This is a genomic window from Pseudacidovorax sp. DMC4 (assembly GCF_056314265.1).
The window spans coordinates 217134-237860 of sequence record NZ_JBQUYR010000004.1 but is presented as its reverse complement, the minus strand read 5'-3'; the positions used below and the strand labels follow the sequence as shown (position 1 = coordinate 237860).

19 protein-coding genes are annotated in these 20727 nt (G+C 67.9%); 14 read left to right on the top strand and 5 right to left on the bottom strand.

The annotated features are described in order from the left end of the window. Positions 1–44: 44 nt before the first annotated feature. The 8 genes from ACT54X_RS09800 to ACT54X_RS09765 all read left to right on the top strand — a co-directional run bounded on the left by ACT54X_RS09800 (position 45) and on the right by ACT54X_RS09765 (position 7764). On the top strand, positions 45–1022 hold the full coding sequence (locus ACT54X_RS09800) for a hypothetical protein (RefSeq protein WP_476346286.1): 978 nt from the start codon (positions 45–47) through the stop codon (positions 1020–1022). Further along, complete coding sequence (gene recJ / locus ACT54X_RS09795) at positions 1019–2770, top strand: single-stranded-DNA-specific exonuclease RecJ (RefSeq protein ID WP_476346284.1); 1752 nt, start codon at positions 1019–1021, stop codon at positions 2768–2770. The genes ACT54X_RS09800 and recJ overlap by 4 nt, the downstream gene beginning before the upstream one ends. Next, complete coding sequence (locus ACT54X_RS09790) at positions 2767–3483, top strand: response regulator transcription factor (RefSeq protein WP_294367297.1); 717 nt, start codon at positions 2767–2769, stop codon at positions 3481–3483. The genes recJ and ACT54X_RS09790 overlap by 4 nt, the downstream gene beginning before the upstream one ends. After that, positions 3483–4859: a HAMP domain-containing sensor histidine kinase gene (locus ACT54X_RS09785; protein ID WP_476346282.1), complete on the top strand. Its 1377-nt coding sequence runs from the start codon at positions 3483–3485 to the stop codon at positions 4857–4859. Before ACT54X_RS09790 ends, ACT54X_RS09785 begins: the two co-directional genes overlap by 1 nt. A gap of 63 nt (positions 4860–4922) precedes the next feature. Further along, positions 4923–5171 carry a type II toxin-antitoxin system Phd/YefM family antitoxin gene (locus tag ACT54X_RS09780; protein ID WP_294367293.1) on the top strand — a complete coding sequence of 83 codons (249 nt, stop codon included), beginning with the start codon at positions 4923–4925 and terminating at the stop codon, positions 5169–5171. After that, positions 5168–5554: a type II toxin-antitoxin system VapC family toxin gene (locus ACT54X_RS09775; protein ID WP_294367291.1), complete on the top strand. Its 387-nt coding sequence runs from the start codon at positions 5168–5170 to the stop codon at positions 5552–5554. Before ACT54X_RS09780 ends, ACT54X_RS09775 begins: the two co-directional genes overlap by 4 nt. A gap of 175 nt (positions 5555–5729) precedes the next feature. Continuing rightward, on the top strand, positions 5730–6215 hold the full coding sequence (locus tag ACT54X_RS09770) for a tripartite tricarboxylate transporter TctB family protein (protein WP_017761087.1): 486 nt from the start codon (positions 5730–5732) through the stop codon (positions 6213–6215). A gap of 37 nt (positions 6216–6252) precedes the next feature. Further along, entirely contained in the window at positions 6253–7764 is a 1512-nt protein-coding gene (locus ACT54X_RS09765) for a tripartite tricarboxylate transporter permease (protein WP_476346279.1), read from the top strand. A gap of 101 nt (positions 7765–7865) precedes the next feature. On the opposite strand, the gene ACT54X_RS09760 is transcribed toward ACT54X_RS09765, so the two are convergent. From ACT54X_RS09760 to ACT54X_RS09740, 5 genes are read right to left on the bottom strand one after another with little or no spacing between them, the layout of a single operon-like run. Further along, positions 7866–8834: a Bug family tripartite tricarboxylate transporter substrate binding protein gene (locus ACT54X_RS09760; protein WP_476346277.1), complete on the bottom strand. Its 969-nt coding sequence runs from the start codon at positions 8832–8834 to the stop codon at positions 7866–7868. Between the two features lie 41 nt (positions 8835–8875). Beyond that, the gene (locus tag ACT54X_RS09755; protein WP_476346276.1) at positions 8876–9973 is read right to left on the bottom strand and encodes an isocitrate/isopropylmalate dehydrogenase family protein; all 1098 of its coding nucleotides are present in this window, start codon (positions 9971–9973) and stop codon (positions 8876–8878) included. A gap of 22 nt (positions 9974–9995) precedes the next feature. After that, on the bottom strand, positions 9996–10883 hold the full coding sequence (locus ACT54X_RS09750; RefSeq protein ID WP_476346274.1) for an NAD(P)-dependent oxidoreductase: 888 nt from the start codon (positions 10881–10883) through the stop codon (positions 9996–9998). Between the two features lie 40 nt (positions 10884–10923). Then, positions 10924–12393 (bottom strand): NAD-dependent succinate-semialdehyde dehydrogenase, encoded by a 1470-nt coding sequence (locus tag ACT54X_RS09745; RefSeq protein ID WP_476346272.1) that lies wholly within the window; start codon positions 12391–12393, stop codon positions 10924–10926. A 24-nt stretch (positions 12394–12417) separates the two neighbouring features. Next, the gene (locus ACT54X_RS09740) at positions 12418–13389 is read right to left on the bottom strand and encodes a 2-hydroxyacid dehydrogenase (RefSeq protein WP_476346270.1); all 972 of its coding nucleotides are present in this window, start codon (positions 13387–13389) and stop codon (positions 12418–12420) included. 137 nt (positions 13390–13526) lie between these two features. Between ACT54X_RS09740 and ACT54X_RS09735 the strand changes: the two genes are divergently transcribed. From ACT54X_RS09735 to ACT54X_RS09710, 6 genes are all read left to right on the top strand, one after another. Beyond that, positions 13527–14372, top strand: coding sequence for a FadR/GntR family transcriptional regulator (locus ACT54X_RS09735; protein ID WP_294367276.1), 846 nt, complete (start codon positions 13527–13529; stop codon positions 14370–14372). 150 nt (positions 14373–14522) lie between these two features. Next, positions 14523–15518, top strand: a complete 996-nt coding sequence (locus ACT54X_RS09730; RefSeq protein WP_476346267.1) for an NAD(P)-dependent oxidoreductase — start codon at positions 14523–14525, stop codon at positions 15516–15518. Between the two features lie 37 nt (positions 15519–15555). Continuing rightward, entirely contained in the window at positions 15556–16704 is a 1149-nt protein-coding gene (locus ACT54X_RS09725; protein ID WP_476346265.1) for a mandelate racemase/muconate lactonizing enzyme family protein, read from the top strand. A gap of 81 nt (positions 16705–16785) precedes the next feature. Then, entirely contained in the window at positions 16786–17772 is a 987-nt protein-coding gene (locus tag ACT54X_RS09720; protein WP_017760886.1) for a Bug family tripartite tricarboxylate transporter substrate binding protein, read from the top strand. Between the two features lie 64 nt (positions 17773–17836). Beyond that, a complete protein-coding gene (locus ACT54X_RS09715) occupies positions 17837–18556 on the top strand; it encodes a gamma-glutamylcyclotransferase (protein ID WP_476346263.1) in 720 nt (239 codons plus the stop codon). A 443-nt stretch (positions 18557–18999) separates the two neighbouring features. Beyond that, positions 19000–20712 carry an AIPR family protein gene (locus ACT54X_RS09710; protein WP_476346262.1) on the top strand — a complete coding sequence of 571 codons (1713 nt, stop codon included), beginning with the start codon at positions 19000–19002 and terminating at the stop codon, positions 20710–20712. Positions 20713–20727: the final 15 nt, after the last annotated feature.

Below are 20727 nucleotides of genomic sequence, written 5' to 3'. Positions count from 1 at the left end.
GCATTGGCCCGCGAGCCCCCGCGTCGGACGCGACAATACGGCGCATGTCGCCTTCCGCCGACGCGCATCCCGCTTCCTCCTCCCCCTTGCACCTGATCGTCCCCTTCGCCGGGCGCAGCACGCCTGCCTGCCAGGCCGCCCTGCCCGGCCTGAAGCTGCCCAACCTGGCCGCCCTGCTCGCCCGCCTGCCCGAGGCCGCGGCCGATGTGCAGGAAGAGCAGAGCCTCACCCCGCCGCACGAGCGCGCCCGCGCCGCCGCGCTGGGCCTGCCCCCGGCCGCCGACGGCACCCTGCCCTGGGCCGCGCAGGCGGCCCGACGCGCCGGCCTGCCCGGCGCTACCGACCAGGCCTGGGCCTGGGTCACGCTGTGCCACTGGCAGGCCGGCATGAGCGAGGTGGTGCTGATCGATCCCTCGCACCTGGGCGTGCAGCCGGCCGAATCGCAGGCCCTGCTGGCCGCCGTGCGGCCTTTCTTCGAAGAGGACGACATCCATCTCTTCGCCACCGACGCGCCCGGCACCTGGCTGGCCAGCGGACCGGTGTTCGACCAGCTGCCCACGGCCTCGCTCGACCGTGCCATCGGCCAGCCGCTGGAGGCCTGGCTGCCCATGGCCGACGGCGCCCGCACGCTGCGGCGGCTGCAGAACGAGATGCAGATGCTGCTCTACAACCACCCGGTCAACGACGCGCGTGGCGAACGCCGCCAGTTGCTGGTCAATTCGCTGTGGTTCAGCGGCACCGGCCGCGCGGCGGTCGTGCATCCGCCGGCCGCCGAGCCCGCCGTGGACGAGCGCCTGCGGCCCGCTGCGCTGGACGACCATGGCGAGGCCTGGGCCGCCGCCTGGGCCGCGCTCGACGCCGGCCCCATCGCGCAATGGCTGGCCCGCAGCCGGGCCGGCGAGCCCGTGACGCTGACCCTGTGCGGCGACCGCGCCGCCCGTCGCTACCAGGGCCAGCGCGGCCTGCTGCAGCGCTGGTTGCAACGCGCGCCCGAGGTCGCCACCGTGCTGGAGTCGCTGTGAAGATCATTCCCCGCGATGTGCCGCCGCGCACCGCCTGGGCGCTGGAACAGGCCGGCCTGCATCCGCTGCTGGCGCGCCTGTATGCCGCCCGCGGCGTGGCCTCGGCCGACGAGCTGGACGACGGCCTGGCCCGCCTGCTGCCGCCCGCCGGCCTGCGCGGCGCCGATGCCGCCGCACGCCTGCTGGCCGACGCCATCGCCGCCGACCGCCGCATCTGCGTGGTGGCCGACTACGACTGCGACGGCGCCACGGCCTGTGCGGTGGCGATCCGCGGCCTGCGCTTGCTGGGCGCGCGCCAGGTGCAGTACCTGGTGCCCGATCGCGTGACCGACGGCTACGGCCTGACGCCGCCCATCGCCGAGCGCGTGGCCGCCACCGGTGCCGAACTGCTGCTGACCGTGGACAACGGCATCGCCAGCGTGGAGGGCGTGGCCCGCGCGCGCGCGCTGGGCCTCGCGGTGCTGGTGACCGACCACCATCTGCCCGGCGCCGAGCTGCCGGCCGCCGACGTGCTGGTCAATCCCAACCAGCCGGGCTGCGACTTCGCCAGCAAGAGCATCGCCGGCGTGGGCGTCATGTTCTATGTGTTGCTGGCGCTGCGCGCCGAGCTGCGTGCGCGCGGCGCCTGGAACGTTCCGGGTGTCCAACAGCCGAAGCTGGATGCTCTGCTGCCGCTGGTGGCCCTGGGCACCGTCGCCGACGTCGTGCGGCTCGACGCCAACAACCGCCGCCTGGTGGCCCAGGGCCTGCGCCGCATCCGCGCCGGTGCCATGCCGCCGGGTGTGGCCGCCCTCTTCCGCGCCGCCGGCCGGCGGCCCGAGGTGGCCACGACCTTCGACTTCGGCTTTGCCCTGGGCCCGCGCATCAACGCCGCCGGCCGGCTGGCCGACATGACGCTGGGCATCGAATGCCTGCTGACCGACGACCCCGGCCGTGCCGACGAGCTGGCCAGGCTGCTCGACGGCATCAACCGGGAGCGCCGCGACATCGAGGGCGGCATGCGCGATCAGGCCATCCGGCTGGCCGAGTCACTGTTCGGCATGCAGCAGGCCGTGGAGGGCCAGGACCAATCCGCCGCCGGCATGCCCGCCGCCATCAGCGTGTTCGACCCCGAGTTCCATGAAGGCGTGGTGGGCATCGTGGCCTCGCGCCTGAAGGACCGGCACCACCGGCCGGTGTTCGTCTTCGCGGCCAGCGGCGCCGAGGGCAAGTCGCACGAGCTCAAAGGCTCGGGCCGCTCGATCCCCGGCTTTCACCTGCGCGATGCGCTGGACCTGGTGGCCAAGCGCCACCCCGGCGTGCTGCTGCGCTTCGGCGGCCATGCCATGGCGGCCGGCTGCACCATCGCGCGCGAGCAGTTCCCGGTGTTCGAGCGGGCGCTGGCCCAGGTCGCGGCCGAATGGCTGGATGCCGCCACGCTCACGCGCCGGCTGGAGACCGACGGCCCCATCGCCCGCGAGTACCTGCGTGTGGAGCTGGTCGACACGCTGCATCGCGAGGTATGGGGCCAGGGCTTTGCGCCGCCCACCTTCAGCGACGAGGTCGAGGTCGTCTCGCAGCGGCTGGTGGGCGAGAAGCACCTGTCGCTCAAGCTGCGCCTGGCCGGCCAGCCCGTGGACGGCATCTGGTTCGGCCAGACCGAGCCGCTGCCGCCCCGCGTGCGCCTGGCCTTCCGGCTCGACGCCGACGAATGGCAGGGCGTGCGCCGGCTGCGGTTGATGGTCGAAGGCGCCGAGCTGCCCCGATGAGCGAGACCCTGCCCTGGCGCTGCCTGCTCGTCGAGGACGATGAGGCCAACGCCCGCTACATCGCCGACGGCCTGCGCCGCATGGGCCACACCGTCGCCATCAGCCGCGACGGCGCCGATGCGCTGGCGCGCGCCACGGGCGAGGCCTGGGACCTGGTCATCCTCGACCGCATGCTGCCCAACAACATCGACGGGCTCGCCATCCTGGGCACGCTGCGCAACCTGGGCCTGCGCACGCCGGTGCTGGTGCTCAGTGCCCTGAGCGCGCTGGACGAGCGGGTGCGCGGCCTCAAGGCCGGCGGCGACGACTATCTGGCCAAGCCCTTCGCCTTCTCCGAACTGGCGGCGCGCGCCGAGGCCCTGGTGCGCCGCGCCCGGCCAGGCCCGGAGCAGCGCGTGCTGCAGGTGGCCGACCTGCGGCTGGACCTGGGCACGCGCAAGGCCGAGCGCGGCGGCAAGCCGGTGGCACTGCAGCCGCGCGAGTTCCGCCTGCTCGCCTGCCTGATGCTCAACGCGGGCCAGGTCATGACCCGCACCATGCTGCTCGAAGCCGTGTGGGACTACCAGTTCGATCCGCAGACCAATGTGATCGACGTGCAGATCAGCCGTCTGCGCACCAAGCTCGACGGCGCCGGCGGCCCGCCGTTGATCCATACCGAGCGCGGCGTGGGCTACCGCCTGGCGGCGCCAGAGCCCGGGGAGTCTTCCGCCTGATGGGCGCCTGGCGCCGCCTGTGGGCCTCGGTGGGCTTCCGGCTCGCCTTCCAGTACGCCGTGCTCGTGGCCATCACCATGATGGCGGCGCTGGCCATCGTGTACCTGCAGACGGTGGGCGTGCTGCACCAGCGCATTGCGCGACAGGTGGGCACCACCACCACGCAGATGCTGGCACGCGCCGAGCAGGAGGGCCTGGACGCCGTCGTTGCCGCCATCGGCCGTGCGCTGGCCGACGGCCGGCAGTCCGACACCGAGCTCTACGGCCTGTGGCAGCCCGACGGCACGCGCCTGGCCGGCAACCTGGATGCGCCGCCCGCCGATGCCGCCAGCAACCGCGACGGCCAGCAGCGCGCCCTGCGCGGCGGCAGCGCCATCACGGGCTATCTGGCGGTCCGTCGCCTGCCGGGCGACGCGCTGCTGGTGGTCGGCCACGACCTGGGCGACCAGGAGGCGCTTGAATCGCTGGTGGTCAGCGCCAGTGCCGCCGCGGGCCTGATCGCGCTGCTGCTGCTGGTGGGCGGCGTGTTCGTGTTCCGCCAGGAACTGGAGCAGGCCGTGGGCCGGGTACGCCTCACGGCCGGGCGCATCGCCGAGGAAGGCCGGCTGGCCGAGCGAGTGGACATGGCATCGGGCGACGACGAGTTCGCGCGCCTGGGCCAGGACATCAACGCCATGCTCGACCGCATCGAGTCACTGATGGAGGGCGTGCGCCATGTCTCCAACACCATCGCGCACGAGTTGCGCACGCCGCTCACGCGCGCCCTGCTGGGTCTGCAGGCGGCGCAGGCGCCAGGCACCGGCGACGACGCGCGGCGCGAGGCCATCGACCGCGCCGTGCACGAATTGCAGGAGCTGGGCACCGTCTTCCAGAAGCTGCTGCAGATCGCCGAGGCCGAGGCCGGCGCCCGCCGCCGCGCCTTCGCGCCCGTGGCCCTGCACACCATCGCCGACGACGTCGCGGAGCTGTACGAGGCCGTCGCCGACAGCCAGGGCGCACGGCTGCTGCGCGAACCCACGGAAGAAGCCTGGGTGGACGGCGACCGCGACCTGCTGGCCGGTGCCATCGCCAACCTGGTCGACAACGCGCTGAAGTACGGCGGCCCCGGCTGCACCGTGCGCCTCGGCACCGCGATGGCCGCCGGCCAGGCCATCGTCGACGTGCAGGACGACGGCCCCGGCGTGCCCGAGGCCGACCTGGCCCGCATCGGCGAGCGCTTCACCCGCCTGCAGCCCGAGCTCCCCGGCCACGGCCTGGGCCTGGCCAACGTGCGCGCCGTCGCCACCCTGCACGGCGGGCGTCTGGTGGCCGAGGGCGCGCAGCCGGGGTTGCGGATGCGGCTGGTGTTGCCGGTCCAGCCGCTGCACCACGAATGATCGGCGCTTGTAGAGCGCCAAACGGCAATTTAGACTAAGGTTAGCTAACCAGGAACCCACCCTATGCAGCCCGTCAACATGTTCGAAGCCAAATCGTCGCTGTCGCGGCTGGTCGAGGCCATCGAGGCCGGCGCGGAAAGCGAGATCGTCATCGCTCGCCATGGGCGGCCGGTCGCCAAGCTCGTTCCCGTGGACCAGCCCATCGTGCAAAAGCGCATCGGTGTCGCGAAGGGCAAGTTCGAGGTGCCGGACTCGATCGATGCGCACAACGCCGAAGTGGCCGCTTTGTTCGCTGGCGAGACCAAGCTTTGAACCTGCTGTTGGACACCCACATTGCGTTGTGGGCCATCGCCGACAGCCCGCGCCTTTCTCCCGCTGCGCGCGAGCGAATCGTGTCACCCCGCGCCACCGTCTGGGTGAGCGTTGCATCGCTGTGGGAGATCGCAATCAAGCATTCGCTCGGCCGAGGCGACATGCCGGTCAGCAGCGAGGAGGCATGGGCCTACTTCCGTGACGCGGGCTATCAGCTCCTGCCGATCAAGCCCGAGCACATCATCGAGGTGGAGACGCTGCCCTCTCACCACAAAGACCCGTTCGACCGACTGCTGGTGGCTCAGGCCCTGGTCGAACCCATGCACCTGCTGACGCACGACCCGCTCGTGGCGCTCTACAGCGACCGCATCCTGCACGTCTGAAGCCCAGACGGCTCAGCCAGCGGCCCTTTCCCCGCGCCCACATTGCTGAATGGCAATGTTTCGGTAACCCACGGCGCACGCCCCCTTTCCTACGATCGCCCGCGCTTTCCCGCCCTCTGTGGCGGGCCCTCCGCCGTGCGCGGATTGCTCATCAACGATCAAGGAGACCTGCAGGGTGAAGATCAAGAGTCAGAGAGATTTCTTTTCGGGCGCGCTGTTCTGCGCCTTCGGCGTGGCGTTCGCCTGGGGCGCCACCTCGTACACGGTGGGCGACGGCGCCCGCATGGGCCCGGGCTACTTTCCGCTCATCGTCGGCGTGCTCATCGCCATCATGGGCACGCTGATCACGCTCAAGGCGATGACGGTGGACACCGAGGACGGCGAGCCCATCGGCCGCATCGCCTGGCGGCCGCTCGTCTTCATCATCGGCGCCAACCTGGCCTTCGGCGTGCTGCTGGGCGGCCTGCCCAGCATCGGCCTGCCGCCCATGGGGCTGATCGTGGCCATCTATGCGCTCACCTTCATCGCCAACCTCGCGGGCGACCACTTCAGCGTGAAGTCCTCGCTGGTGCTGGCCACCATCCTGGCGGTGGGCAGCTACCTCGCCTTCGTCGTCGCGCTCAAGCTGCAGTTCCCGGTCTGGCCCACGTTCATCGCCTGATCCCCTTTCTCCAGAGACATACAAGAACACGGGCCTCATGGACCTCTTCAACAACCTGGCGATCGGCTTCGGCGTCGCCTTCACCTTCCAGAACCTCGTCTACGCCTTCGTCGGCTGCCTGCTGGGCACGCTGATCGGGGTTCTGCCGGGCATCGGCCCCGTCGCCACCATCGCCATGCTGCTGCCGGCCACCTATGCGCTGCCACCGGTGTCGGCGCTGATCATGCTGGCGGGCATCTACTACGGGGCGCAGTACGGCGGCTCGACCACGGCCATCCTGGTCAACCTGCCGGGCGAATCGTCGTCCGTGGTCACGGTGATCGACGGCTACCAGATGGCCAGGCAGGGACGGGCCGGGCCGGCACTGGCGGCCGCGGGCCTGGGCTCCTTCTTCGCGGGCTGCGTGGGCACCATCATCCTGGCCGCCTTCGCGCCGCCGCTGACCGAGCTGGCCTTCAAGTTTGGCCCGGCCGAATACTTCAGCCTGATGATCCTGGGCCTGATCGGTGCCGTGGTGCTGGCCTCCGGTTCCCTGCTCAAGGCCATCACCATGATCCTGCTGGGCCTGGCCCTGGGCCTGGTGGGTACCGACGTCAACTCGGGCGTGGCCCGCTACAGCTTCGACATTCCGGAATTGACCGACGGCATCGGCTTCATCGCCATCGCCATGGGCGTGTTCGGCTATGGCGAGATCATCGGCAACCTGTCGCAGCCGGCCGAGCAGCGCGAGGTGTTCACGGCCAAGGTCAAGGGCCTGTGGCCCACGGCGGCCGACTTCAAGCGCATGACGCCCGCCGTGCTGCGCGGCACCGCGCTGGGCTCGGCGCTGGGCATCCTGCCGGGCGGCGGCGCGCTGCTGTCCTCCTTCGCGTCGTACACGCTGGAGAAGAAGATGCGCCGCGCCCCGGGCGAGGTGGCCTTCGGCAAGGGCAACATCCGCGGCGTGGCGGGCCCTGAGTCGGCCAACAACGCCGGTGCGCAGACCTCCTTCATCCCACTGCTGACGCTGGGCATTCCGCCCAACCCGGTGATGGCGCTGATGGTGGGCGCCATGACCATCCACAACATCCAGCCCGGCCCGCAGGTGATGACCAGCAACCCGGAACTGTTCTGGGGCCTGATCGCCTCGATGTGGATCGGCAACCTGATGCTGATCATCCTGAACCTGCCGCTGATCGGCGTGTGGATCAAGCTGCTGACCATTCCCTACAAGTGGCTCTTCCCGGCCATCGTGCTGTTCTGCGCGGTGGGCGTGTACTCGGAGAACAACAACACCTTCGACGTCTGGATGGTGGCGGTGTTCGGCGTGGTGGGCTATGCCTTCCTCAAGCTCAAGTGCGAGCCGGCGCCACTGCTGCTGGGCTTCATCCTGGGGCCGATGATGGAAGAGAACCTGCGCCGCGCCCTGCTGCTGTCGCGCGGCGACTGGGGCGTGCTGGTCACGCGGCCCATCTCGGCCAGCCTGCTGGCGGCATCCGCCCTGCTGCTGGTGATCGTGCTGCTGCCGGCGGTGAAGGCCAAGCGCGAAGAGGCCTTCGTCGAGGAATAGACCTCCCCGACAGGCATCCGCTGCCCTTGCGGCAGCGGACCCACGGCCCCGCGGTCAGACGCCGCGGGGCTTTTTTCGTTTCGAGCGCCGGGTGGATGCCCTCAGTTGGCCACGAAGACGCCCGTCTTCGCCAGGGCCTCCACGCGGCCCGCATCCTGCTCGATCAACTGGCGCAGGTGCTGGGGCCCGCGCTCCTGGGCCGTGGGGGCCTGCGCACCCAGGCTTTCCAGGCGGGCACGCAGTTCGGGCTCGGCCACCGCGTCGGACAGTGCCTGCTCGATGCGCCGCAGCGTCGAGGGCGGCGTGCCCTTGGGCGCCACCACGCCGTTCCAGATCGCCAGATCGAAGGCAGGCAGGCCTGCCTCGGCGAAGGTGGGAACGTCGGGCGCCTGGGGTACCCGCGCCGCCGACGAGACCGCCAGGGCGCGCACGCGGCCGTCCTTGTGCAGCGGCAGCATCGTCACGGTCTGGTCGATCACGGCATGGATGGTGCCGGCCATCAGGTCGGTCAGCGCAGGCCCGGTGCCGCGGTACTGGACGAGCTGCCCCTGGACGCCCGCCTGCTGCAGGAACAGCGCCTCCGCGAAGTGGGCCGTGGTGCCAGGTCCGCCCGAGCCGAAGTTGAGCGTGCCGGGCGCACTCTTCATCTTGCCGATCAGACTGGACAGGTCCTGGATGCCGCTGGCATTGCTGACCGACAGCACCATCGGCACCTTGGCCACGATGCCGACCGGCGCCACGTCGGCGACGGCCGAGTAGCCGGCCTGCTTGTACAGGTGCGGCAGGATGGTGAGCGACTGGTTGATGAACAGCAGCGTGCTGCCGTCGGGCCTGGCCTTGAGGAAGCGCTGCATGCCGACCAGTCCGCCCGCGCCCGTGACGTTCTCGACGACCACGGACTGCTTGAGCCGGTTGCCCAGCGCGGTCGCGGCCAGCCGCGCCAACGCGTCGGACGAGCCGCCGGGCGGCACGGTCACGATCATGGTGATGGGCGCGCCCTCCGCGCGCGTCGGTGCGCTCGCCAGGCAGGTCAGGGCCGCGGCCAGGAAAAGGATGGGGGTCTTGCGCATGAAAGGTCTCCGTTCTTGTTTTGACAGTGAAAGGCGATGGCTCAGTCGAGCGCCCGCGCCATGCGGCGCAGCACGGCCTCGGTCACCTCGGTACAGCTTGCGGTGCCGCCCAGGTCGCGCGGCACCGCGTCGCCATGGGCCAGCACCTCGCCGACGGCCGTCTCGACACGGCGGGCCGCGACGGCCAGCCGCTCGTCGCCATGGCGCTCCGAGAGCCAGTGCAGCATCAGCGTGCCCGAGAGGATGGTGGCCAGCGGACTGGCCAGGTTCTGCCCCGCGATGTCGGGTGCCGAGCCATGGGCACCCTGGAACAGGCCATGGTGCTCGCCCAGCTCGGCGGAGGGCGACAGCCCCATGCCACCGATGGTGGCGGCCCCCAGGTCCGAGATGATGTCGCCGAACATGTTCTCGGCCACGATCACGTCGTAGAAGTCGGGCCGCTTGACCAGGTGGACCGTCATCGCGTCGGCATAGGCGTAGTCGATCTCGACGTCCTCATGCTCGCGGGCCACCTCCTCGCACACCGCCCGGAAGAAGGCATAGCTGCGCAGGATGTTGGCCTTGTCGCAGACGGTCACCCGCCGCTTGCCGTCGCGCGGCGCGCCCTGGCGCTTGCGGCTCAGGCCGAAGCTGAAGCGGGCCACGCGCTCCACGCCCTTGCGGGTGACCACGATGGTGTCGGTGGCCACCTCCCCGCGCAGGTTGATGCCGCCGCCGCGGCTGGCGTACAGGCCCTCGGTGTTCTCGCGCACGATCACGTAGTCGATCTGCCCGGCCTGCCAGCCGGCCAGCGGCGACTTCACGCCCTGCCAGAGCCGAACGGGCCGCACGTTGGCATACAGGTCGAGCCGGAAGCGCAGCTGCAGGTGCAGGTCGTTGCCGACCTCGGTGCCGTCGGGATAGGTCACACCGGGCAGCCCTGCAGCGCCATGCAGGATGGCCGCGGAATCGCGGCACAGCGCGAAGGTGTCGTCGGGCAGCACCTGGCCGGTGCGTGCGTAATGGGCCGCGCCACCGTCGCAGCGCACGAAGTCCAGCAGTGCACTGCCGCAGGCTTCCGAAAGAATGCGGGTGGCCGACTGGCACACCTCGGGGCCGATGCCGTCGCCGTCGATGGTGGCGATCCGATAGGGGGACATGGGTTCTCGTTCTCCTTTGAAGTCAGGTCGATTCGCGCTTGGCCAGCACGGCCACCAGTTCGGGCAGCAGCCGCTCACCGCCGGCATGCGCCACGGCCGCCTCCAGCGTCTGCCGCACGCCTTCGGCAATCGTTCCGGCAGCGCCGCTGTCGCGGGCCATGGTGGCGTAGTAGCCCAGGTCCTTGAAGGCGTTGGCCATGCTGAAGCGCAGCCCGCTCGGGTCTTGCGACAACAGAAAGGGGCGCAGCCGCTCCAGCGCCGTGCCGCCACCGCCGCCTTTGGCCAGCACGTCGATGAACACCTCGGCCGCCACACCCGCGCGTTGCGCGCAGGCCGCTGCCTCGGCGATCAGCGCCACCGAGCCCAGCGAGACATAGTTGTGCAGCAGCTTCATGCGGTGGCCGGACCCGACCGGCCCGCAGTGCGTGATGTTCTCGGCGAAGCAGGCCAGCAGCGGGCGGCATTCGTCGAACAGTGCGGTCTCCGCGCCCACCAGCAGGTTGAGCCGGCCTTCCGCAGCCTCCTTGGGCGTGCGGGTCATGGCGGCGTCCATGAAGCGCCCGCCGGCTTCGGCCACCACGCCGGCCAGACGCTCGGTGGACGACGGGATGGCGGTGGAGCAGTCGATGACGATGCCGCCGGGCCGCAGCCCCTGCAGCACGCCGTCGTCGCCCAGCAGCACGGCCTCCACCTGCGGCGAGCCGGTGACGCACAGCAGCAGCACGTCGACCTCGGCCGCCAGCTGCCGTGCGCTGCCCACGATGCGCACCCCTGCCGCCTCGAGGGCGTCCAGCGGTTGGTTTCCCGCATGCGCCAGCACGGCCAGCGAATGGCCATGACGCACGATGTTGGTGGCGATGCCGTGGCCCATCAGGCCCACGCCGATCAGGCCGATCTTCCTGTCGCTCATTGGATGTCTCCTTGGTTGTCGATGCGATGTGGAGTCATGCTCAGCGCGGCAGCGGCCGGCCCAAGCCGCCGGCGCACACGTACTTGATCTCGACGTAGTCGTCCACGCCGTACTTGGAGCCTTCGCGGCCCACGCCCGATTCCTTGATGCCGCCGAAGGGCGCCAGCTCGGTGGAGATCAGGCCTTCGTTGAGGCCCACGATGCCCACCTCCAGCGCCTCGGCCACGCGCCAGGCGCGGGCGTAGTCCTGCGTGTAGAAGTAGGCGGCCAGGCCGAAGGGCGTGTCGTTGGCCATGGCCACGGCTTCTTCGTCGGTCTCGAAGCGGATCAGCGGTGCCACCGGGCCGAAGGTCTCTTCCTGCATCAGCCGGGATTTCGGCGACACCTCGGCCAGGATGGTGGGCGTGAAGAAGCGCCCACCGAGCGGGTGCGCCGTGCCGCCCGTGACGATGCTCGCGCCCAGGGCCACGGCATCGTCGATGTGCTCGCGCACCTTGGCCACGGCGGCGTCGTCGATCAGCGGCCCCAGCTGAACGCCGGGCGTCAGGCCGTTGCCCACCACCTGCGCTTCCACCGCCTTTCGCAGCAGGGCGGTGAAGCGCTCGTAGATGCCCGACTGCACGAAGATGCGGTTGGCGCACACGCAGGTCTGCCCCGCGTTGCGGAACTTGGAGGCCATCACGCCGGCCACCGCGGCGTCCAGGTCCGCGTCGTCGAAGACGATGAAGGGCGCATTGCCGCCCAGCTCCATCGACACCTTCTTGACCGTGCCCGCACACTGCGCCATCAGGGTCTTGCCGACTTCGGTGGAGCCAGTGAAGGAGAGCTTGCGCACCACTGGGTTGGCCGTCAGCTCGCCGCCCACGGTCGAGGCCGAGCCGGTCACCACGTTGAGCACGCCCGGCGGAATGCCCGCCTCCATGGCCAGTTGGGCCAGGGCCAGCGCCGAGTAGGGCGTGGCCGAAGCGGGCTTGATGACGATGGTGCAGCCGGCCGCCAGCGCGGCGCCGGCCTTGCGCGTGATCATCGCGTTGGGAAAGTTCCACGGCGTGATGGCCGCCACCACACCCACCGGCTGCTTGAGCACCACGATGCGCCGGTCCATGCTGGCGGCCGGGATCACGTCGCCGTAGACGCGCTTGGCCTCTTCGGCAAACCATTCGATGAAACTGGCGCCATAGGCGATCTCGCCCTTGGCCTCGGCCAGCGGCTTGCCCTGCTCCAGCGTGAGGATCATGGCCAGGTCGTCCTGGTGCGCCATGCACAGGTCGAACCAGCGTCGCATCAGGCGCGAGCGCTCCTTGGCACTGGTCTCGCGCCACGCGGGCAGGGCCTGGTTGGCCGCATCGATGGCCGCACGAACGTCGGTGTTGGCAAGTCGCGGCACCGTGCCAAGCGTGCTGTCGTCCGCCGGATTGGTGACCGTCAGCGTGGCGCCGTCGGTGGCGTCGACCCAGCGGCCGCCGACGAGGCATTGCTGGCGGAAGAGTTGAGTGTGTTGGAGCTTCATGGGGCGTGCTTGGAATGAAAGGGATCAGCGCAGAAGGTTGTCGGGCGTGCGGCCGGCGCGCAGCGCCTCGATGCCGTCGATGAGCAGCCAGCCCATGGCGTCGCGCGTTTCGTGGGTCGCGCTGCCGATGTGCGGCGAGAGGAAGACGTTGTCGAGCCCGCGGTAGCCGGGATGCACGTGGGGCTCGTTGGCGAACACGTCGAGCCCCGCGCCGCGAATGTGGCCACGGCGCAGCGCATCGATCAGCGCCTCGTCATCGATCAGATCGCCGCGGGAGATGTTGACCACCACCGCGCCCGCCGGCAGACGTGCCAGGCGCTCCGCATCGAGGACGCCCTTGAGCGCCGGCGAACCCGGCGCCGCGATCATGAGGATGTCGATGTCCGGAAGCATGGCTTCCAGCGTCTGGTGGTAGGTGGCACCCGCCTCCAGGTCGGGCACGAGACGCGAGCGGTTGTGATAGTGGATGGTCAGGCCGAAGGCCCGCGCGCGTTCGGCGATGGCGCGGCCGATGCGGCCCATGCCGAAGATGCCCAGGCGCCGCCCGACCAGCCCCATGCCCAGCAGCTGGGTGGGTGCCCAGCCCTGCCAGGCGCCGCTGCGCACCAGCCGGTCGGCCTCGAAGCCGCGGCGGCAGGCATTGAGCAGCAGCATCAGCGCGATCTCGGCGCAGGCATCGCTGAGCACGTCGGGCGTGTGCAGCACCTGCACGCCTTGGGCGCGGGCGGCGACCAGGTCGATGTGGTCGTGGCCCACCGACAGCGTGGCCACCACGGCCAGCGTGGGCGACAACGCGGCCATGACCTCCGCCGTCACCGGCTCGGTGGCCGTCACGAAGAGCAGGTGGCAGCCCTGCGCACGCGCTGAGATCTGTTCGGCAGAAAGAATCGAATCGTCCTCGTTGACGACCAGCTCGAAGCGCTCGGCCAGGGCGGCCTCGACGGCGGGGGTGAAGCGTCGGCAGAGGAAGGCCCGCGGCCGGTCGGGAAGGTTCATGACTGTCTCTCTTGGTTCTGCGATGCGCCGGCCATCGCCGTGTTGCGCTCAAGTTGTATTACAAATACGTCACACCACTTCTGTCAAGCACGAAGCGCCGGTGCTATTCTTCGGGCCCCGACCTGCCTGCCCTCATCATGGCCTTCTCGATCCAAGACGATGCGACCTCCCGCGCTGCCGAAGGCACGCTGGCCGACCGGGTGACCGGCCTGATCGCGGCGGACATCCGCGCCCGCGTCTACCCCGTCAACACCCGCCTGCCCACCGAACTGGCCATGACCCAGCAGTACGGTGTGAGCCGCACCGTGATCCGCGAAGCCATCTCGCGCCTCAAGTCCGAAGGGCTGGTGGAAACACGCCAGGGCAGCGGCACGGTGGTGCGCGACCCCAAGGCCGCGGACGCCTTCCGCCTGGGCCAGGGCAGCGCCAACGACGCCGAGTCGCCCGCGCACGGCGTGCTGCGCATCCTGGAACTGCGCCGCGGCATCGAGGCGGAAATGGCCGCGCTGGCCGCCGAGCGCCGCACCGGCGCCGAGATGACGCAGATCCAGCAGGCGCTGCGCGCCATCGCCCGCGCCGAGAAGGAGGGCCGCGACGGCGTGGAGGAAGACCTGGCCTTCCACATCGCCATCTCGCATGCCGCCCACAATGCCCACTACACCGAACTGCTGGGCATGCTCACGCGTGCCCTGCACGACGCGATCCGCCTCACCCGCTCCAACGAGGCGCGGCGCACCGACCTGGCTGCGCAGGTGCAGGCCGAGCACGAGGCCATCTGCGCCGCCATCAAGGCGCGCGACGCCGCTGCCGCCCGCACGGCCGCATTCATGCACATGCACAACACCGCAGGGCGCATCGAGCAGGCGGGCCAGGACTTCTGGACCGGCGACAGCCGGGCCGCCGCACGCCGCGTGGCCCGTGCCAAGCTGGGCACGACATCGCCCACGCCGGTCAAGGCGGGCAAGCCCTCCGCCCCAAGGTAAACACGGGGTACGTGCGCAAAGTTGTCTGATAGATTCATCACACAACTTTGGCAAGAGTCTGGCGAGCGGCTCCGAACGGACACCGCCGCCGCCCACCCTGCAGGCACCTTCGCCGTGCGGCAGGCCCTGCACCCGCCAACGCCCTCCGCCATGAGCCCACCTCGCGTCCTGCTGACCGATCCGCTGCATCCTGATGCCTTCGCACGGCTCACCCAATGGGCCGAGGCCGAGCAGATCCCCGACGGCGTGGTGCGCGAGGCCAGCGATGCCTGGCTGCGCGAGGCCATCGGCCGCTTCGACGGCATCGTGGTGCGGCGGCTGCTGCCGGCCGACCTGTTCGACCGCCCTCACCGTCTGCGCTGCGTGATGCGCCAGGGCGTGGGGCTGGACTTCATTCCTGTCGAGCGCGCAACCGCGCGTGGCATTCCCGTGGGCAACACGCCGGCCGTCAATGCCAATGCCGTGGCCGAGTACGTGTTCGCGGCATTGCTGGCCCACGCGCGGCAGCTGGCCGGCTTCGACGCCAGCGTGCGCACAGGCGACTGGGCGGCGCGGGCCCAGGCCGGCGCCCGCACCTTCGAACTGCGGGGCCGCACGCTGGGCCTGATCGGCTTCGGCGCCATCGGCCAGCGCATCGCCGCCATCGCGCAGCAGGGCTTTGGCATGGGCGTGGCGGTGTGCACCGGCACGCCTGCCAAGGTGCCTGCAGGCATGGCCGCCTTGCAACTGCCGGCGCTGTTTGCGGCCAGCGACTTCGTGGTCGTCGCCTGCCCACTCACGCCGCAGACACGCGGCATGGTCGATGCCGAAGTGCTGTCGCACGCCAGGCCCGGCGCCGTGCTGGTCAACGTGGGGCGCGGGCCCGTGGTGCGGGAAGAGGACCTGGTGCAGGCCCTCGCCCAGGGTCCGCTCGGCGGCGCCGTGCTCGACGTCTTCGAGACCCAGCCGCTGCCTGCCGACAGCGGCCTGCGCCAGCACCCGCGCGTGCTGCTCACGCCGCATCTGGCCGGCATCACGCAGGAGGCCGAGCGGGCCATGGGCCTGATGGCCGTGGACACGCTGGCGGCAGTGCTGCTGCGCGGCGAGCGGCCACCCAACATCGTCAACCCCGAGGTCTTCGACGCCCCGCCTCCGCTCGGCCGCTGAAGACCTCCACCCCACCCTCAAGAACAGGAGACACGCCATGAAGATCACCCGAATCACCGCCATCCCGCTGTCGTACCGGCTGCCCGAGGGCAAGACCGTCACCATGGGCATCGGCAGCACGCTCAAGCGCGACTGCATCATCGTGCGCGTCGAGACCTCCGAAGGCATCACCGGCTACGGCGAGGCGCATCCGGGCCGCAGCCCCGGCGCCATCGTGAGCCTGATCCACAACACCCTGCAGCCGCTGCTGGTGGGCATGAACGCCACCGACGTGGTGGGCGCCTGGCAGCGCGTGCACCGCATGCAGCTGTCCAGCCACGGGCTGGGCGCCGGCACCTGCCTGGCGCTGTCGGGCATCGACATGGCGCTGTGGGACATCCGCGGCAAGGCCGCCAAGATGCCGCTGTACGAGCTGCTCGGCGGATCGCACCGCCGCATCCCCGCCTACGCGGGCGGCATCGCGCTGGGCTACCAGAGCCCCGAGTCGCTGGCCGAAGAAGCCCAGTCCTATGTGGCGCAGGGCTACAAGGCCGTCAAGCTGCGCATCGGCGACACCGTCAAGGACGACGTCACGCGCCTGCGCAAGGTGCGCGCGGTGCTCGGCGACGACATCGACATCCTCACCGATGCCAACACCGCCTACACCATCGCCGATGTGCGTCGCGTGATGCCCGTGCTGGCCGAAATCCAGGCCGGCTGGCTGGAAGAGCCCTTCGCCTGCAACGACTTCGCCTCGTACCGCGAAGCCGCCAAGATCTCGCCGCTGGTGCCCATTGCAGCCGGCGAGAACCACTTCACCCGCTTCGAGTTCGGCCAGATGCTGGACGCGCGCGCCGTGCAGGTCTGGCAACCCGACCTGTCGAAGAGCGGCGGCATCACCGAGGGCGTGCGCATCGCGGCCATGGCCTCGGCCTACCGCATTCCGCTGCATGCCCACAGCTCGGCCACCGGGCTCAACCATGCGGCCACGCTGCACTTTCTGGCGGCCACCGAGAACGCGGGCTACTTCGAGGCCTGCGTGTCGCACTTCAACCCCTTCCGCGACATGTTCGGCAGCACCTTCCAGATCGGCGAAGACGGCTGCGTCGAGCCGCCGCGCGGTCATGGCATCGGCATCGAGGTGGACGAGTCGATCTTCGACAAGTACCCGATGGTCGACGGCCCGGGCTACGTCGTGAAGTTCTGACCCACGCCGTAGCCGCCACCCCGCCCGCCGGTGCGCAACCGGCACCACGACAACGACGACGACGAACAACGGAGACAAGCCATGCAATTCGACAAGCGCCAACTGCTGCGGGCCATGGCCGCAGCCCCCCTGACCCTGGCCGTGGGCCGCGCCTGGGCCAACGACGATTACCCGAGCAAGCCCACGCGGATCATCGTTCCGTACACGCCGGGCGGCTTCAACGACACGCTCGCGCGCACGGTGAGCGACCGCCTCAACCGCACCTGGAAGCAGTCGGTGGTGGTGGACAACCGGCCGGGCGGCAACACGGTGCTGGGCAACAACCTGGCCGCCAAGTCGCCGGCCGACGGCTACACCATCCTCATCACGCCCCTGCCCTTCTCGGCCCTGCCCGCGCTGTACGGCAACAAGCTGCCCTACAACGCCACGGCCGACTTCCAGCCGCTGGTGTGGGCCGGCTACACGCAGAACGCGCTGGTCGTACGGCCCGATCTGCAGGGCGTGACCAACGTGCGCGAACTCATCGCCTACGCCAAGAAGAACCCCGGCAAGCTCAACTACGGCTCCACCGGCTCGGGCTCGTCCAACCATCTGTCGATGGAGCTCTTCATGAGCATGACGGGCACCAAAATGACCCACGTGCCCTACAAGGGCAGCGCACCGGCCGTGATGGCCATGCTGGGCGGCGAGATCGACGTGCTGTTCGACAACGTGCCCAACCTCATGCAGCAGATCAAGGCCGGCAAGCTCAAGCCCATCGGCGTGACCGGCGCCAGCCGTGCCGCGCTGCTGCCCGAGGTGCCCACGGTGCAGGAGGCCGGCGTGCCGGGCTACGAGGTGATCGTGTGGTTCGGCATGCAGATGCCGGCGGGCGTGCCCAAGCCCATCGTCGAGCGCGCCAACCGCGACATCGTGGCCGTGCTGAAGGACCCGGAGGTGGTCAAGCTGTTCCGCGACCAGGGCGTCGAGGTGGTCGCCAGCACGCCCGAGGCCTTCGGCGAGCTGCTGGCCAAGGAGATTCCCAAGTGGACCAAGGTGGTGAACGACGCCGGCGTCAAGCTGGAGTGAGCACACGGGCAGGCGCGCACGAAACGTGCTGGCGGTCAGCCTGCCCGTCGCACAATCCAACGCCATGCCCGCCAGCCTCAGCCCGCTGCCTCCCGCGCATGCCGGTCAACCCTTCACCCGCGAGAGCCTGTTCGACGGCTCCGTGATGGCAGCCCTGAAGGCCTGCGCCCCGCCCGACGTGCGGCTGCGCACCCAGGAAGAGCTGGACGCCTGCCTGGACGCCACCCTGGCGAGCCACGACCCGGCCGAAGACCTCTACCTCTTCGGCTACGGCTCGCTGATGTGGAACCCCGCCATCCACCACATCGACGCCGCGCCCGCCCTGGTGCGCGGCTGGGGCCGGCGCTTCTGCCTGTGGCTGTACATGGCCCGCGGCTCCGTCGAGCACCCCGGCCTGATGCTGGCCCTGGACCGCGGCGGCGCCTGCCGCGGCATCGCCCTGCGCATCGCCGCCGAGCAGGTGCGCAGCGAACTGCAGCTGGTGTGGCGGCGGGAGATGCTGTCGGGGGCCTATGCCGCGCGCTGGGTGACGGCGGAATGCCAGGGGGAGCGGCGCCGGATGCTGACCTTCGTGGCGAACCGGGCGCATCCGCGGTATGCGGGGCGGATGGCGCCGGGGGAGGTGGCGCGGTATATCGCGGATGGGCGGGGAGCTTTGGGGACCTGCAGGGACTACTTTCAGCACACGGTGGATGCTTTGGCTAGCCTCGGCATGCATGACTTAGAAATCCAGCGGGTGGCGATAGAACTCAGCACTCCGCTCACTACGGCCACTTCTGCATGAGATTCGGGCTGATCCTCCACCCACGTCGTCTTTCAATTTTTGCCTGTAGTTGGTGAAATTAAAGTGGCTCGGGCGCGCAACCCGGCTCTTAGTCCAAGGACCGATGCCGTGTAACGATACATAGTCCACCTTGGCAGTTGCGCTGTCAACCGCGGCAGGGGACTAATAGGCACTTGGAGAATTCGACTTGGCGGTAACTGACTGCACAGGATTCAATCCAGAACGCGCTCGGGGCAGTATGAGATCGCCCCGTGATGAGGGCGTCGGCGGTCAGTGGATGTAATCGGGAGGCAAGACTCTGTACTTAGCAGAGATAGCCAGCGCTGCCAATACTGCATTCCCTTGCCAGGGTCCGCTGCACTAGCCTATTTGCTCTACTTGCGCTACAGAAACAGCTGGATTTTTGGTTAGACTCCTCAGCATCTAGCAGTTCGGAGGACGAGATGGCAACTACTTACGGCGGAGTCTCAGGCACATCAAGCTCAGACCCGCGAAAAGAGCTACTTCAAGCCGTCGATTCCGTAGCAAAGCGCGGCGGCATCCCTCGTGATAAAGCAATTACCGCTTGGTATGCATCTACGCTGCTCGGCATTGACGAGGATGAAGCGATCGACGCTGCATCAGTAGACGGGCCAGAAGATGGCGGCTGCGACTTTATTTATATTGATGAGGATCAAGAGACTGTTTATGTCTTGCAGGGTTACGTTTCTGACCGGCCAGAAAGAACAGCTGGCATAAAAAAGTGGAACGCCCTACTAGCAGCAGTTTCAAGTATCAAAGACCCAGTATCGTTCAAGCACAGCGGCCGACAAGATATTTTCGAGCGTCTAAGTGAAGTCGACGTTAAATCTTTTTCTCTAGTTTTTGGTTTAGTTACGCTAGCATCTAAATCTGATCAAATCGCTCGCCATCTTGAGTCCACCACACGGTCTAGAGTTTACAACGATTCAAATTTTTTCTATGAATATCAGGAGTCACTATACGATAAATTTGTTGTCGCGCGCGCGGCAGATCGAAATGTGGGTCGTGACACTATAACCTTCAATGGTCCAGTAGTGGACGTCAAAGGGGAATTTGGCCATGCAATAGTTGGGGCAGTTCCGGCTTCAGAACTAGTACGACTGCATGCCAAATATAAGAACCAGCTCTTCGAAGGCAATGTGCGCCTGTTTATTGGTCAAAGAAAAGGAGGCATCAACGAAAAAATAGTTGAGACCGCCAGAGAACGCCCGGGCGAATTTTGGGCTCTGAATAATGGGATCACCATTGTGGCCGATGATTTTGAAAGCGAAACTTCTACGAGATACGCTATTACAAGATTCTCAATTGTTAACGGCTGCCAGACCACCGTAAGTTTATCCAAGGCAATCGAAGGTTCCACTGCTGCCGGAAAATCTCAAGTCCTTGTCAGAATTGTCGGTGCGAAAAAGGCATTATTAACTGATATTGTTAGGTATAACAATACTCAGAACCCGGTAAAACTTGCCGCCGTACGTCTTTTAGACCCAATACAAGAAAGTCTTCGTACTGCATTAGCGACAATTGACTATTTATACGCCCCAAAGCAGGAAGGGGCAAAAACTGTGAAAAATTCCAAACGCATCGAACTCGACAGAATTACACAATATCTGGCTGCGATGTCGGATGAAACAATATTAGAAGCGGTCGCAAAAAAGGCAGAACTTTTTGATCGCTCATATAAGAGCATATTCCCACGCAGCCTGAAGCCGGAGCGGGTTTTGCTTGCTTGGTTAATAGCTCAAGAGATCGAGGCCGAGCGATCTCACATGCTGTCGGCAACAGAGGCAAAGGATGATCCGGTAATGCGTGCAATACTGGGAATACACGGCACACCTTGGGGCATATATGTCGCTAATGTGCTTATCGAGAACTCCGGGTCTGACATGAGCAAGTTAACGCTGAAGAGGATGACGTCACCGGACTTTAAACCGGCGCTCGCCAAATATGCGCGAAAGGCAATCGAACTGTACGCCGAGATCGCGATCAATATAATTAGCACAGATGATGGCTCATCGAATGCGAGAAATGAACTGCGCGTGAAACCATTTTTGGATAAATTGAAGCGAAATCTATCCCTAAAAATGACGCGATTTAGTGCATGGAAGCTACCTAAATTAAATTTAGTCAATACCTAACGCTGACCCCTGTTT

Excerpts from the sequence above, each read along its gene's own strand:
- ACT54X_RS09735 (WP_294367276.1), top strand. The coding sequence starts at position 13,527 with ATGGCCTTCTCGATCCAAGACGATGCGACCTCCCGCGCTGCCGAAGGC.
- ACT54X_RS09745 (WP_476346272.1), bottom strand. The coding sequence starts at position 12,393 with ATGAAGCTCCAACACACTCAACTCTTCCGCCAGCAATGCCTCGTCGGC.
- ACT54X_RS09790 (WP_294367297.1), top strand. The coding sequence starts at position 2,767 with ATGAGCGAGACCCTGCCCTGGCGCTGCCTGCTCGTCGAGGACGATGAG.
- ACT54X_RS09800 (WP_476346286.1), top strand. The coding sequence starts at position 45 with ATGTCGCCTTCCGCCGACGCGCATCCCGCTTCCTCCTCCCCCTTGCAC.
- ACT54X_RS09740 (WP_476346270.1), bottom strand. The coding sequence starts at position 13,389 with ATGAACCTTCCCGACCGGCCGCGGGCCTTCCTCTGCCGACGCTTCACC.
- ACT54X_RS09785 (WP_476346282.1), top strand. The coding sequence starts at position 3,483 with ATGGGCGCCTGGCGCCGCCTGTGGGCCTCGGTGGGCTTCCGGCTCGCC.
- ACT54X_RS09780 (WP_294367293.1), top strand. The coding sequence starts at position 4,923 with ATGCAGCCCGTCAACATGTTCGAAGCCAAATCGTCGCTGTCGCGGCTG.
- ACT54X_RS09750 (WP_476346274.1), bottom strand. The coding sequence starts at position 10,883 with ATGAGCGACAGGAAGATCGGCCTGATCGGCGTGGGCCTGATGGGCCAC.
- ACT54X_RS09720 (WP_017760886.1), top strand. The coding sequence starts at position 16,786 with ATGCAATTCGACAAGCGCCAACTGCTGCGGGCCATGGCCGCAGCCCCC.
- ACT54X_RS09710 (WP_476346262.1), top strand. The coding sequence starts at position 19,000 with ATGGCAACTACTTACGGCGGAGTCTCAGGCACATCAAGCTCAGACCCG.
- ACT54X_RS09730 (WP_476346267.1), top strand. The coding sequence starts at position 14,523 with ATGAGCCCACCTCGCGTCCTGCTGACCGATCCGCTGCATCCTGATGCC.
- ACT54X_RS09755 (WP_476346276.1), bottom strand. The coding sequence starts at position 9,973 with ATGTCCCCCTATCGGATCGCCACCATCGACGGCGACGGCATCGGCCCC.
- ACT54X_RS09725 (WP_476346265.1), top strand. The coding sequence starts at position 15,556 with ATGAAGATCACCCGAATCACCGCCATCCCGCTGTCGTACCGGCTGCCC.
- ACT54X_RS09760 (WP_476346277.1), bottom strand. The coding sequence starts at position 8,834 with ATGCGCAAGACCCCCATCCTTTTCCTGGCCGCGGCCCTGACCTGCCTG.
- ACT54X_RS09765 (WP_476346279.1), top strand. The coding sequence starts at position 6,253 with ATGGACCTCTTCAACAACCTGGCGATCGGCTTCGGCGTCGCCTTCACC.
- ACT54X_RS09715 (WP_476346263.1), top strand. The coding sequence starts at position 17,837 with ATGCCCGCCAGCCTCAGCCCGCTGCCTCCCGCGCATGCCGGTCAACCC.